Here is a 13,112-nt window from a genome sequence, read left to right on the forward strand (position 1 = left end):
GGAGGACGCTCCAGGTTCTTTGACGCAAACAAAAGAACGGCATATGCTAATTTTCTATATTAGTACACAGTTGTGCGATAAAAGTAAAACAATAAGAGGTCAACCATGTCTCAGCCCAGTGCGCCGGAAAAGACTGCATCCCGTGAAGCCGGTCAATCAGTCAGTGCCGGAAAATGTCCGTTCGATCATGGCCAGATGAAACCCGCTGCAAGTGCGGGGTGTCCGTTCTCTGCGGCGGCGGCCAGCTTTGATCCTTTCGACGAGCCGTATCAGCTGGATCCTGCCAGTGCCTTGCGCTGGTTCAGGGATCAGGAACCGGTGTTTTACAGTGACAAGATGGGTCACTGGATTGTCAGCCGCTACGAGGATGTGAAAGCGATATTTCGTGACAATCGGATTTACTCGCCCGCCAACGCACTGGAAAAGGTCACACCTTTTGCCCAGGAGGCACAGGACGTGCTGATGGGTCACGGTTACGCCATGGATAGAACACTGGTCAATGAAGATGAACCGGCGCACATGGATAGACGCCGGGCGCTGATGGGGTCGTTTTCGGTAGAGGAGTTGGCCCACCATGAGCCAATGGTGCGGCGTTTAACGCGCGATTACATCGATCGCTTCATCAATGCCGGCAAGGCCGATCTGGTGGATCAAATGCTCTGGGAATTGCCGCTGACGGTAGCGCTGCATTTTCTGGGCGTCCCCGAAGAGGACATGGACACTCTGCGCAAGTACTCGATCGCCCATACCGTGAACACATGGGGCAGGCCCTCTCCAGAAGAGCAGGTGGCCGTCGCCGAAGCGGTTGGACAATTCTGGCGGTATGCCGGCCAGGTACTGGAAAAAATGCGCAAGGAGGATTCGGGCGAAGGCTGGATGGGCTATGCCCTCCAGCGGCAGAAGGATATCCCCGAGATCGTGACCGACTCTTATCTGCACTCCATGATGATGGCCGGTATCGTCGCTGCGCATGAAACCACCGCGCATGCTTCAGCCAATGCCTTGAAGTTATTGCTGACCCACCGTACGGCCTGGGATCAACTGTGCGCCGATCCCGCATTGATTCCCAATGCGGTGGAGGAGTGCCTGCGTTTTTCCGGCTCGATTGTCGCGTGGCGGCGGTTGGCGACCGAATCGACGCGCATTGGCAATGTCGAGATCCCCAAAGGTGCCAGGTTGATGGTGGTCATGGCCTCCGCCAACCATGATGAACGACACTTCGAAAACGCCGACGAGCTGGATATCTACCGAGACAACACCACCGACCATCTATCGTTTGGTTATGGCAGCCACCAGTGTCTGGGCAAGAATCTGGCGCGTATGGAAATGCGCATTTTCATTGAAGAATTCACCAAGCGTCTGCCTCACATGCGGCTGGTGGAGAACCAGAAGTTTGAAGGCATCCCGAATATTTCATTCCACGGGCCGGAGCACTTGTGGGTTGAGTGGGATCCAGAGCGCAATCCGGAACGGGCCGTACCAGGGATCGTTGACAGTCACCTTCCACTGAAAATAGGTCCACCCGCGCGGGCCGATATTTACCGCCATGTGATCGTTACGCAAGTAAAGGAGGAAGCCGACGGCGTTTTGGGTATCGCGTTGGCCGATCCAGGCGGGAGTAAGCTGCCGGGTTGGACGCCGGGCGCCCATATCGATGTGATCGCAGGTGACTATGTTCGTAAATATTCGTTGTGTGGCATTTTGCACAATGGCCACGAACTGAGAGTTGCTGTTCTCAAGGAGGGAAGCGGCAGAGGCGGTTCTGCCTTTATCCATCAAACGGTCACCGAAGGCATGGCGCTGAAAATTCGCGGCCCGAGGAACCACTTTCGACTGGATGAGACGGCGGATGACTACCTGCTGATAGCAGGCGGTATCGGCATTACACCGATCATCAGCATGGCAGATCGCCTCAAACAATTGGGTAAGCGATATCGCATTCATTACGCCGGGCGCTCACTGCAATCAATGGCTTTTATCGAGAGGCTCACGCGTGACCACCTGGAATGTGTGCAGTTTTATTCCGCGGAACAAGGGGGGCGCCTGCAGGTCAGCTCGCTGCTGGATACGGCTGCGGCGGGGACCCAACTATACGCTTGCGGCCCAGAGCGGCTGCTGACTCACTTGCAAGAGCAGGTGCTCTGTAGGCCAGACCTGACCTTGCGCATCGAACATTTCAGTGCCGCGCTCAAGCCGCTTGATGCGAGCACTGAAAAGGGCTTCACGGTCGATTTGCAAGACTCCGGGCTGACCATCCAGGTGGCCCCCGAGCAAACGCTTTTGCAGGCCCTTCAAGCCTTCAACGTGGATATTCCCAGTGACTGTGGCGAAGGCCTCTGCGGCTCATGCGAGGTGCGCGTTGCTCAGGGTGAAGTGGATCACCGGGATCAGGTCTTGACCCCCTCGGAACGGCAGGTAAACGATCGAATGATGGCCTGCTGTTCAAGAGCCAGGACCGGCCGACTGGTATTGAAGCTTTAGGGCTTCAAGGCGCGGGTGGCATTCGCACACCCGCGCGCTGTCACCCATTGCTTACCCAAACAATAATAATCAGGTAAACAACCATGCAGGATCAGATCTCGAATTTTCGTGCGACCCTGGATCGCCACCCGATCTCAGGATTTCAATGGCGGCTATTACTGTTACTGACGTTGCTGTTGATCACCGACGGCTACGACGCGCTCGGGCTTGGTTACGTCGTGCCGGCACTGGCTCAGGAATGGAACGTAGATAAAGTACTGTTCGGCCCGGTGTTCAGCGCTAACTTGCTGGGACTGACGTTTGGATCACTGCTGGTCACGCCCCTGGCCGATCGAATCGGCATTCGCGTTGTACTCATAGGCTGCGTATCGGTCTATGGCCTGCTGACGTTGACAACGGCGCTGGTCAACTCCATCGAGGGGTTGGTCTGGGTTCGCTTCATTTGCGGAATCGGCATGGGTGGTGCCATGCCCTGCGCAATGGCGCTCATGTCCGAGTACTCGCCACCTCGCCAGCGCACATTGATGGTAACGCTGGCGGCTTGTGGCTTCTCCCTGGGCGGGGCAATGGGCGGTTTCGTGGCCGCAGCATTGATCGACCGATTTGGTTGGCAGTCGGTATTTCTCACCGGCGGTATCGCCCCCTTGATGCTCTTGCCGGCGTTGCTCTTGTTCCTGCCGGAGTCGTTGCCAAGGTTGCTCAAAGACGGAGCCCCTTTTGTTCGGTTGCGCAAGTTGACGCGCAGAATGAAACTCGACTGGGAGCCGGTGCCTGTATGGGATGCGCAGTCGAAGGCGTCTCAATCCCCCAGTCGCTTTGCCGTGGTCGAGCTGTTCCGCAATGGCTATGCCCGCCCCACGCTCATGATCTGGGCAACGTTCTTTATGGCGTTGATCTTGCTGTACTTCATGGTGAGCTGGTTGCCGACCTTGCTCAAACAGAACGGCGTCAACCTCAGTGAAGCAAACTTGATCACGTCATTGTTCCTGTTTGCCGGGACGATCGGCGCAGGCGCGATGTCCTACTTTGCCGACCGTGTCACCAACAAGGCAAAACTGTTGTGTGTGGTGCTTGCCGCAGCTGGATTGTTCACCTTCCTGATTGGGCTGTTTCACGACAATAAGGTCGTGATGATCGGGTTGGTTTTCGCCACCGGTATGTGTGTGATAGGCGGACAACTGACACTTAACGCGTTCAGCAGCAACTTCTACCCGGCCCATTGCCGCGCTACAGGGGCCGGTTGGGCCTTGGGAGTAGGGCGCTTTGGTTCGATTCTGGGGCCACTGTTCGGCAGCCTGTTTATCGGTATGCAGATGCCGGTCAGTCAAATTTTCATTCTCAGCGCTATTCCGGCAGTTCTGGCGGCGCTGTTCATATCTCAGGTGAAGGCACCCAAGGCGAAGGATGAAGTCCGCGAGTGGAAAGGGCAGGTCAAGGAAAGCAGTCCGCTTTGAGGTCGCGACGAAGAGCGGTTTGAGGCCAATGGGGCATAAATCCATCGACGGTTCGTTGGGTAAATATCTGCCGGCTGCGACCGGCAGATATGGGCCGATAGCAGCCTGTCGCGAAGGACTACAATCGGCTAAAAGCAGCCGCTCAAAGGCGTCCAGGAAAGTCGGGGCAATTCATCCTGAGCGGATCCATCCGATTAAATGATGAGTAGCGCCCTCATCGCTTAAGGCTTTGTGTTGGCACTCCCGAACCGACTCGACCAGAGACTCAGCCTCTAGCCACAAACGTACCGCCACTTCTGTGGAGACTTGAGAATTTCGCCCCCCTGTTAGTTAGTCAAGGCCGTTTAGGTCGCTTCGCACACAGTACCTGCCGTGGAGATTTTGTCGACAGCCCGGAATAGGGAATCGCCGAACTTTATAGAACTTCATAAGCAGCATCGTCATTCTTAAATTTAGTGCGACAGACAGGAGTCTCCCACGGCGCACGACCTCATCAAAGTGCAAAGCGAAACTTCCTCACTCTCTCGAACAAGAAATAAATTGCAACAAAGGCCTGTTGAAATATTCTAAACACCAAGAAACCAATATTTACCGACCAAAAATGAGAAGCCTTGCCTTTTATAGCTGGATGGAAACCCAGTTCAATAAAACCACACCCAATGGTAACGTATGCTTTCGCATTGCTCAGAACAAGAAAAAACATGAGCAAACTTGTTGATTGAATAAAGGATTAACGAATGACTATCGAGCGAGAGATTTTCTCGGCCCTTATCGCGCAGAACGCATTTCAAGGTGAAAAGCCAAGCGTACATAGCTTCGCCCAGCTAGCTGTAGACAAGGGATTTAGAGCACTTTCGTCAAGGCAGCAAGCGGTGGTAAACCCCTTCCTGAAAAAACAATGCGAGGGGATAAAACAACCAAATGAAAAACATAACAACTGCAAAAATAGTATAGGCGGTCGTGATTTGGTTACAGCGCTTGAGAATTCCGAAAGTTATAAGGGATGGCGCTGCGAAAGCTGCCGAAGCGCAGTTTAAAAACAATAAAGCAACACAAGAGAGTAGCGACCCAGGACTCTACAAAAACACTATTGCTCTCGCTACTCCTGAATATTACTGCAGCAGGCCATCATGGCCTGCTCGCAGGTCTTTATTTTCTTTAAGCCCTATCAGCCCACCATTAAAACGCTGCTCACTCGTCACTCATTTGAGCGCTTCGAAAAAATAGTGCACGATGCAGCCAAATTTTTCTGCGCATCTAATTTTCCAGAGAGAAAATAGTGCCCATATATCAGGTAGTACTACTGTTTGTTTTCGGTATCGCAACACTCTGGTTGGGCTGCCAGTTGGATATGAAGAACCGTCAAAATGAACTGGCCGCAAAAGACAAAGCGAAACCCGGGCCTCTTAGGGTCGCTGGCAGACATCCCTGGTATACGTCTGCACCGCTCTCAAGGTTGCTTGGTCGGCAATGATCCCTGTCCTGATATCGAAAACCGTTAGAAAAATAAATGTGTCCCCTTTTCATAGGCCGCCACCTCTCACTCAAGTGCGTAGATCAAGCCGGCATATTGCGCTGTCCGCACTACTGCAAAACGGTAGCTGAACTCGTATCTTAACTGTCCGCTATTGGCCGATAGCAGCCTGTCGCGAAGGACTACAATCGGCCAGAAGCGGACCTTGGACAAACACCGTTCAAGCCGAATGGTTAATTCGACTTCACTGTCATCACTTCAAATTACTCTGGAAAAAGCTCGCCAGTTTTTCAAAAGGAATGAGATCGACGCGATCATAAAGGTCAACATGGCCAGCGCCAGGAATGATGACGAGCTCCTTGGGTTGACCCGCAAGCTTGTAAGCTTCTTCGCTGAACTCTCTGGAGTGGGCATCGGCTCCGGCAATGAATAGCATCGGACGAGGTGAAATCGTCTCGATGTCATTGAAAAGGTAGAAGTTCATGAATTTGATGTTGCTAGTAAGCGTTGGGTGCGTGGTCAGCTCTCTGGACGAGCTGGCTGGTGTGTATTCGCCACGGGGTGTGCGATAGAAATCATAGAACTCACGCTGAATCGGGTGAGTATTTTCGTCCAGTTGGTGGACCGTGCCGCTGGTGTAGAGCGTTTCACCGCCGGTGAACTCTACATACCGCTGCTGTGCGGCTTGCGCGATGGTCTCTTTGCGCTGCTCAAGCGTCTGCCCATGCTTCAAGCCATTACGGTTGGCTGCGCCCATGTCATACATGCTGACCGTTGCAATGGCTTTCATGCGTGGGTCGATCTTGGCTGCGCTGATAACAAAGCTGCCGCTCCCGCAGATGCCGAGTGCGCCTATCCGCTCTTTATCGATAAAAGGCCGGGTGCCAAGAAAATCCACCGCGGCACTGAAGTCTTCGGCATAAATATCCGGCGAAACTGCATTGCGTGGCAGACCCTCGCTTTCGCCCCAGAATGAAAGATCCAGTGACAGTGTCACAAAGCCCTTTTCTGCCAATTTAGTGGCATACAGATTAGCGCTTTGCTCCTTGACCGCGCCCATCGGGTGACCAACAACAATCGCAGGACTTCTGGTGTTGGCGTCGAGGTTTTTAGGGATGAACAGATTGCCTGACACGTTCATTTGGTACTGGTTTTTGAAATTGACCTTCAGCACTGTCACTTTGTCGCTGGTATAGAAGTTATCTGCGCCTCTGGACATATCGGCTCCTGTTGCTGAGAGTGAACTGACAAGAAGGGTGAGTAAAACCATGAGCTTTTTCATTGGTAGCCCTATCGAAGCAGAGTAGTCAGTTTTGGGAGATAGTTACTTTCACGGCATGTCGGCCCAGCACTTGTGCAAGGTTCGCGTTTTCGTCCACATGTCCAAGGCGTGTGTATGCGTACCTCGATTCAAAGGTCGTATAGAAAACAACCAGGGTGTCATTGCCATACAACATCAGATCACCCGCGTGGATCGTTCCCGGCTTGCTCGCATTGGAGGGCAGGGCTGCAGGAAGGCTGGCGTATTTTTCATTGCTGTTGAGATCGTTCATCTCCAGCGTGAGTGGCAGGAGCGTGGCAAACGTCCGAGCGGCTGCGTTGTCGGCCAAGGTGATGGCGAAGCGTTGTTCGCCGACTGTCATCCACATGGGATATTTCTCCGTGATCGAGGACGCCGACGCGGCATCATTCATTAGGATGTAACTGCCAAGCACGAGAGCTGAATACAGCACGCCAGGCCAACCAAATGACCGCTTGCCCCAGCCTTCGCGCTGCGGGGTATTTGCGGCGGGGTGAATGCTCGCGGTCATGACCCGTCTTCAGGATCGTTGCGTGGTTCAAGCGGTTCGAGCGTGGGTAGCCGCCAGTACGGTCACCGCGGCACCCAGCAGCAGCACAATTGCACTAGCGACAAACGTGCTCTGATAGCCGTGACTATCGAACAGCATTCCACCCACGGTTGAGCCCAGAGCAATGGAAAGTTGAATCACGGCTACCATCAGGCCGCCGCCAGCCTCGGCATTATTCGGCATGGCCTGTGCGATCCAGCTCCACCAGCCCACCGGGGCCGCAGTCGCCAACAGCCCCCATAAGCCCAGCAGTGCAGCAACAGCGATGATCGAGTGGCCAAAAGGGATCAGTGCCAGCGCGATCAAGGCCATCAAGACCGGAATGACTATCAACGTCTGGAACAGGCGGCGCCTCAGAACCCGGCCGATGATCAGGGTGCCGATAAAGCCTGCCGCACCGATCACCAGCAAGATCAACGACAACGTGGATACATCGACGCGGGTTACCGTTTCAAGGAAGGGCCGCAGGTAGGTAAACAGCGCAAACTGCCCCATGAAGAAGGCTGCGCAACCGGCCATGCCCAGCGCCACGGATCGATTTTTGAACAGTTTGAATACATTTCCGGAGCCTGGTTTGCGCGGTTCCACCGGCATGGGGGGCAGGCTGATGAACATCCAGACCAGAGCAATCGTCGCGACGGGTACCACACAGAAAAAAGCCCCGCGCCAGCCAATAATGGAGCCCAGATAACTGCCCAGCGGTGCGGCAACTACGGTCGCCAGCGCGTTACCGCCATTGAAGATGGCCAATGCCTTCGGCACCTGCGCAGCGGGTACCAAGCGCATGGCCGTCGCCGCGGACATCGCCCAGAAACCGCCAATGACCACACCGATGAGCGCACGGCCGACCATGTAAGTTTGATAGTCGGGGGCCAGCCCGACGATCAAGCCCGAGACAGCCATCAACCCGGCCAGTGCCAACAGCAGCAGCTTGCGATCGAGGGTTCTGGCAAGCCACGAGATTGACAGGCTGGTCAGCACGGCAAATGCCCCGGAAATCGCAATGCCTTGCCCGGCCATCCCTTCGCTAATCCGAAGATCAACGGCCATCGGCGTCAGCAGGCTGACGGGCATGAACTCAGAAGCGATCAGGGCGAAAACACACAGCGTCATCGCAAAGACACCGCTCCAGTAGGCAGGCGCCTGGTTGCTGGTTGAAACAGTGCCCATCGGGGCCTCGCGCTTATTCGTATTCATAGCGGTAATGGTGACGAACGATCACTCCCGGGACTAGCTAATGAATACTTAACAAGGCTATAAGCTGAGCTAATTAATAGCTGTGAAAGGTGCTGCATACCATGGTCAGAGGAAACCTCAACGATCTGCTTTCATTCGTGACAGTGGCGCGCGAAGGTAGCTTCACCCGTGCCGCCGGGGTACTGGGCGTTACCCAGTCGGCACTGAGCCAGGCCATCAGTGGTCTGGAAGCGCGCCTGCAAATCAGGTTACTGACGCGCACCACCCGCAGCGTTTCGCCGACTGTCGCGGGCGAGCGACTGCTGCAAGCAATCGGTAATCGCTTCGATGAAATCGAGGCAGAGCTGGATAACCTGACGCAAATGCGCGACAAGCCTGCGGGCACCGTACGCATCACTTGCGGCGATCATGTTCTGCGTACCACGTTGCTACCCAAGCTCACCGCGCTACTCCACGAATATCCGGACATCAACGTTGAGTTCGACGTGAGTTACGGATTCAGGGACATTGTGGCGGATCGTTTTGATGCAGGCGTGCGCCTGGGTGACACTATCGACAAAGACATGATCGCAGTCCCGATAGGCCCGCCATTGCGGATGGCTGTTGTCGCCGTGCCAGGGTACTTTGCCAGCCGTGGCACTCCCGAAAACCCGCGCGACCTGATGAACCATAGCTGTATCAACCAGCGTATGCAGACATCTGGCGGGCTCTATGTGTGGGACTTTGAGCAGCGCGGCAAGCAGGTAAACGTGCGTGTAGACGGCCAGCTTATTTTCAACACGTCGAGCCATATCGTGGATGCGGCCCTGGCCGGACTGGGCATTGCGTACCTGCCAGAGGAGGAGTTTGAGCCGCACCTGCGTGAAGGGAGGCTGGAGCGGGTGCTGGAAGATTGGTGCCCACCGTTCTCTGGCTACTATTTGTATTACCCCAGCCGTCGACAGCCATCTCCCGCCTTCACACTGGTTGCCAACGCATTGCGCAAAGCCGGGTAGAGAGGGTGCTCTTTTAGTGTAGATACAGTGGGTCTGAAGTCTGCGCAAGTTGGCCGCAGCTCATGAAACGAAAAGGTAGTGACTATGCATAAAGTAATCCGCACGAAGCGTAATCGCGGATGGTTGATTTCTTTCGTTTGCCTCGCCACGGTCATCGTTTTTTTTGTTCTATCCCGTCTTGATACCTATGGTCTGGATCGCAGAGTAAGTGAGCCTTTTACATTCGAAGCAAATGGACTGCTCCTGGCGGGTACGCTCTGGCTGCCTGACCAAACTGCAACCGCGGCAGTGGTTCTGGTTCACGGGGATGGCCCACAAGATCGCACATCGCAGCAGGGTTACGATCCACTCATCAACGCTCTTCTTGATGCAGGCATTGCGGTTGTATCGTGGGATAAACCGGGCATTGGCGACTCGCAGGGGAATTGGCTCAATCAGTCGATGACTGACCGCTCTGTTAACGTGCGCAGCGCGATTTCTACCCTGCGCAGCAAGTTGCAAGGGATCCCTGTTGGTGTTCTTGGGTTTTCGCAAGCCGGTTGGGTCGTGCCCCGCCTTAGGCCCAATGGTGCGGACTTTATTGTACTTGTCGGAGGCGCCGTATCTTGGCAACGGCAAGGAGACTATTACACCAGGCAGCGGTTGCAGCGCACAGGGATGTCTGCGGCTGACATTGAACGGGCGATGGCGGAGATGGCCGAAGCTGACGAACGTTTGTTTGCCTCTTCGCAAGTGCCGTCAGCAACCCTTCTGGGCGATATGAGCCCGGAGCGGTGGGCTTTTGTGCGACGAAATCTTCACGAAGATGCAACCCAAGATTTGAAAGAGCTCGAGGTTCCAGTGCTCGCGTTGTGGGGGGCGGACGATCTGAATGTTAATCCTGAGGTCAATGCAGATATTTACCGAAAGACTGTAGGGGGCAACCATCCCGCCAATCGGATAGAAGTCATACCGGATGCAAGTCATGGACTCCTGAGGGCGGTTCCCTATAACACACAACTAACCAGCGAATGGCCCTGGCTAACCATGCTGAGATTCCTGATGGAGGGTCGTCATGCCTACGCCCCTGGTGCCCTTGAAACGATAACCGAGTGGGTTCATGCAAGAGCGGGCATAACGGAGGCACGCTGACCAGCAGATACGCGACTCACTCAGTGTGGGCCTGAAGTGAATCGCCCCTGCTTTTGTAAAGTCTTGAGTGACTGCTTCTGGCCGATAGCAGCCTGTCATGAAAGGCTGCTATCGGCCACTCCCATTTTCGTGGACTGCTTGATGGTATCGTTTCTGTCTGCCACGAGGGATTGAAATCTGCCAAGAGCTGGTCTTCGAGGGTACTTATTAAATCAGCGGCGAATCAACACTTTCAATCAATACTGCTTTGTTGCGCTTGCTATACGCCGGTACTTACGCAACTCCCGATAAGCGCTGCGGATATCCAGAAAAAATATCTCTGCGCTGCGCCAGAGCAGCATCCACACCGTAACGGTAAATACTGCCACCGGGATGGTGCTTTCAATGCCTAGAGCATTGCCTATCAGCCCCACCGCCAGTGCCAGGCCCAGGAGTGTCAGCGCTTCCAACTGTAGGATGAGAATATCCCCTCTGACTTGCTCGCTCTTTTCTGCAAAGGTATTGCTGATAGCTTGCTGTAGGCGTTCTCGCTCATTTTCGGGGCAGTTGATCTGCAGGCACAGCTTGGGGTAGTACCAGGCACTATCCAACAGGTAGTCCGCCAGCTCCGGGCTAAGTTTGGGTGCGTCCGGCGAGGCAAATGGATTGAGGTAATCGTGGGTGATCGTCAAATCGATTTTTTTGAGCATTACGAACTTTGGCCTGGTTGAGTTGTGGTCGGAGGCTTCAGTGATTCAGATAAAGCTAGTCCAAGATATCTGTTCTGCTTTGTTGGCAGTCACTCGCGCTGCAGTAGGAGCGAATTTATTCGTAATGCGTGGCTGAATGTGCACCTCGACAGCCTCCATCAACGCTGATTGTTATCGTTCTCTGCGAGTGAGTATTAGGCCGCGGGCGACGCATTCGCGGAAAGGGCTTGAGGCAGCTATTGGCCGCTTTCCGCCCGTGCTGACCGGCAGCTTGTGGCCGATAGCAGCCTGTTGCGAGGGACTACAATCGGCCAGAAGCGGTCACCAACGTCCTTCCGCGATCAATTCAAACGGCAACCGTCGTGAGAAAAACTAGCCAGATCTAACTTGCCACAAGCCCTAAGACAAGCGCGACATGTAGCAATGGCTTGATGAGTGTGTATTTCGCATGTTAAGTATATTATTTCACATGCGAAATAATCCTATGAGCCCAGTACAAAACACAGCTATTTGCCCTGATGGTAGTCCTGTAAAGCTCCATGTTCACGAGGCGATAGGCGCTGCTAAAGCAGTCGTTCAAATCAATCCTGCGACGGCTGTCACCGAACGAATGTATTTCGCTTTTGCACAATTTTTGACAGAGAATGGCTTCACTGTCATCACATACAACTACCGGGGCGTCGGTAGGGATGGGCCACATCCGAAGGATGTTAAAGCCGGATTTACGTCGTGGGCTGACAACGATGTCGAGGCCGTAACGCAGTGGGTGTCTGAGCATTACCCAAGCCTTGCCCATTTGGCTGTAGGCCACAGCTTTGGTGGCCACGCCATCGGGTTGAGTGCTAGCAGTCGCAAGCTGCGTGCAGCTGTGACTATATGCTCACATGCAGGCTGTCTCAGATTTATAAAGCCAGGCATGGAGCGCTTGAAAGTATCGGTTCTGCTGAAAATCATAGGGCCTCTAACCGCCAAACTCTTCGGTTACGTTCCGGGTCGCAGACTGGGCCTCGGAGAGGATATTCCTGCGAATGTCATGCTCGAGTGGTCACGCTGGACAAGCCTTCGCAATTACTTTTTTGATGACCCATCAGTTAACGCAGCTGCCAGATTTTCTCGACCTTCGTTACCTATTCTGGCGTTAGGTTTCAATGATGATCCTTGGGCACCGGCGCAAGCTATCGACCTGATGATGGGGCATCTAACTAAGTGCACTGTTGAACGCCGCCAATTAGGCCCCGAAGACAGTGAAGGATTTTCTATCGGCCATTTGGGGTTCTTCCGTCATCGGCATGCTGACAAACTGTGGCCGATAGTAGTCGCTTGGCTGAATACCCAATTGCCGGAAAATCAATATGAGACATGATCGTCGCTACATTTATCTATTGAACTCAGCTCAAAAAAGTTTATCCAGGCATATTGAACGGCACGTATCCAATACCGCAGGCATCAGTGCAACTCAAGCCGGAGCTTTGTTTGTAATCCGCGCCCAAGATGGGGCACTTAGCGGAGAAGTGGCATCTGCCTTGGATATCGCGCCATCGGCCATGACGGGGTTAGCGGATCGAATGGTGAAGTCAGGGTTGATCGATCGTCGAGTCGATGGACAAGATAAGCGCAGCTACCGGCTCTGGCTAACAGAGGCAGGATTAGAAGCAGCAATACTGGCGACGACCGAATTAGGCCCATTGAACGCGAGATTGACGGAAGAATTTACCGACAAGGAGTTAGAGGTAGTTTCCCGTTGGCTAACCGCTGTGCATCAACGTTGCCAATGACTGTATGCACGGCCTGCAACTACCCAAAATCCCGTATTCGTAAAGCAAGGCCAATGGGGCTGCGAT

The 13,112-nt window shown here is 54.1% G+C and carries 11 protein-coding genes; 7 read left to right on the top strand and 4 right to left on the bottom strand.

The features are described 5' to 3' along the window. Positions 1-105 precede the first annotated feature (105 nt). The 3 genes from B195_RS09430 to B195_RS09445 all read left to right on the top strand — a co-directional run bounded on the left by B195_RS09430 (position 106) and on the right by B195_RS09445 (position 4,972). The gene (locus B195_RS09430; protein ID WP_003447677.1) at positions 106-2,481 is read left to right on the top strand and encodes a cytochrome P450/oxidoreductase; all 2,376 of its coding nucleotides are present in this window, start codon (positions 106-108) and stop codon (positions 2,479-2,481) included. An 83-nt stretch (positions 2,482-2,564) separates the two neighbouring features. Further along, the gene (locus tag B195_RS09435) at positions 2,565-3,935 is read left to right on the top strand and encodes an aromatic acid/H+ symport family MFS transporter (protein WP_003447678.1); all 1,371 of its coding nucleotides are present in this window, start codon (positions 2,565-2,567) and stop codon (positions 3,933-3,935) included. 737 nt (positions 3,936-4,672) lie between these two features. Further along, the gene (locus B195_RS09445; RefSeq protein WP_003447680.1) at positions 4,673-4,972 is read left to right on the top strand and encodes a hypothetical protein; all 300 of its coding nucleotides are present in this window, start codon (positions 4,673-4,675) and stop codon (positions 4,970-4,972) included. 690 nt (positions 4,973-5,662) lie between these two features. On the opposite strand, the gene B195_RS09450 is transcribed toward B195_RS09445, so the two are convergent. From B195_RS09450 to B195_RS09460, 3 genes are read right to left on the bottom strand one after another with little or no spacing between them, the layout of a single operon-like run. Next, on the bottom strand, positions 5,663-6,691 hold the full coding sequence (locus tag B195_RS09450) for an alpha/beta hydrolase (RefSeq protein ID WP_003447681.1): 1,029 nt from the start codon (positions 6,689-6,691) through the stop codon (positions 5,663-5,665). Positions 6,692-6,716: 25 nt separating this feature from the next. Beyond that, positions 6,717-7,220 carry a cyclophilin-like fold protein gene (locus B195_RS09455; RefSeq protein ID WP_003447682.1) on the bottom strand — a complete coding sequence of 168 codons (504 nt, stop codon included), beginning with the start codon at positions 7,218-7,220 and terminating at the stop codon, positions 6,717-6,719. Between the two features lie 27 nt (positions 7,221-7,247). After that, complete coding sequence (locus B195_RS09460) at positions 7,248-8,429, bottom strand: MFS transporter (protein WP_003447683.1); 1,182 nt, start codon at positions 8,427-8,429, stop codon at positions 7,248-7,250. A gap of 128 nt (positions 8,430-8,557) precedes the next feature. Here B195_RS09460 and B195_RS09465 point away from each other — a divergent pair, with 128 nt between their 5' ends. Both B195_RS09465 and B195_RS09470 read left to right on the top strand, forming a co-directional pair. Next, positions 8,558-9,451, top strand: a complete 894-nt coding sequence (locus B195_RS09465; protein WP_003447685.1) for a LysR family transcriptional regulator — start codon at positions 8,558-8,560, stop codon at positions 9,449-9,451. A gap of 84 nt (positions 9,452-9,535) precedes the next feature. Further along, complete coding sequence (locus B195_RS09470; RefSeq protein ID WP_003447687.1) at positions 9,536-10,582, top strand: S9 family peptidase; 1,047 nt, start codon at positions 9,536-9,538, stop codon at positions 10,580-10,582. Positions 10,583-10,818: 236 nt separating this feature from the next. Here B195_RS09470 and B195_RS09475 read toward each other — a convergent pair whose 3' ends face one another. Further along, positions 10,819-11,271 carry a hypothetical protein gene (locus B195_RS09475; protein WP_003447689.1) on the bottom strand — a complete coding sequence of 151 codons (453 nt, stop codon included), beginning with the start codon at positions 11,269-11,271 and terminating at the stop codon, positions 10,819-10,821. Positions 11,272-11,755: 484 nt separating this feature from the next. Here B195_RS09475 and B195_RS09480 point away from each other — a divergent pair, with 484 nt between their 5' ends. Further along, positions 11,756-12,634: an alpha/beta fold hydrolase gene (locus tag B195_RS09480; protein ID WP_003447693.1), complete on the top strand. Its 879-nt coding sequence runs from the start codon at positions 11,756-11,758 to the stop codon at positions 12,632-12,634. Next, positions 12,624-13,046, top strand: a complete 423-nt coding sequence (locus B195_RS09485) for a MarR family winged helix-turn-helix transcriptional regulator (protein WP_003447695.1) — start codon at positions 12,624-12,626, stop codon at positions 13,044-13,046. Before B195_RS09480 ends, B195_RS09485 begins: the two co-directional genes overlap by 11 nt. Positions 13,047-13,112 lie beyond the last annotated feature (66 nt).

Origin of the sequence: Pseudomonas sp. Lz4W, assembly GCF_000346225.2 — a bacterium.
GTDB classification, from domain to species: domain Bacteria; phylum Pseudomonadota; class Gammaproteobacteria; order Pseudomonadales; family Pseudomonadaceae; genus Aquipseudomonas; species Aquipseudomonas paraversuta.

What these genes read in the sequence shown, in the direction of transcription:
- B195_RS09430 (WP_003447677.1), top strand. Translation starts at nt 106, where the DNA reads ATGTCTCAGCCCAGTGCGCCGGAAAAGACTGCATCCCGTGAAGCCGGT.
- B195_RS09470 (WP_003447687.1), top strand. Translation starts at nt 9,536, where the DNA reads ATGCATAAAGTAATCCGCACGAAGCGTAATCGCGGATGGTTGATTTCT.
- B195_RS09480 (WP_003447693.1), top strand. Translation starts at nt 11,756, where the DNA reads ATGAGCCCAGTACAAAACACAGCTATTTGCCCTGATGGTAGTCCTGTA.
- B195_RS09450 (WP_003447681.1), bottom strand. Translation starts at nt 6,691, where the DNA reads ATGAAAAAGCTCATGGTTTTACTCACCCTTCTTGTCAGTTCACTCTCA.
- B195_RS09465 (WP_003447685.1), top strand. Translation starts at nt 8,558, where the DNA reads ATGGTCAGAGGAAACCTCAACGATCTGCTTTCATTCGTGACAGTGGCG.
- B195_RS09485 (WP_003447695.1), top strand. Translation starts at nt 12,624, where the DNA reads ATGAGACATGATCGTCGCTACATTTATCTATTGAACTCAGCTCAAAAA.
- B195_RS09460 (WP_003447683.1), bottom strand. Translation starts at nt 8,429, where the DNA reads ATGGGCACTGTTTCAACCAGCAACCAGGCGCCTGCCTACTGGAGCGGT.
- B195_RS09475 (WP_003447689.1), bottom strand. Translation starts at nt 11,271, where the DNA reads ATGCTCAAAAAAATCGATTTGACGATCACCCACGATTACCTCAATCCA.
- B195_RS09455 (WP_003447682.1), bottom strand. Translation starts at nt 7,220, where the DNA reads ATGACCGCGAGCATTCACCCCGCCGCAAATACCCCGCAGCGCGAAGGC.
- B195_RS09445 (WP_003447680.1), top strand. Translation starts at nt 4,673, where the DNA reads ATGACTATCGAGCGAGAGATTTTCTCGGCCCTTATCGCGCAGAACGCA.
- B195_RS09435 (WP_003447678.1), top strand. Translation starts at nt 2,565, where the DNA reads ATGCAGGATCAGATCTCGAATTTTCGTGCGACCCTGGATCGCCACCCG.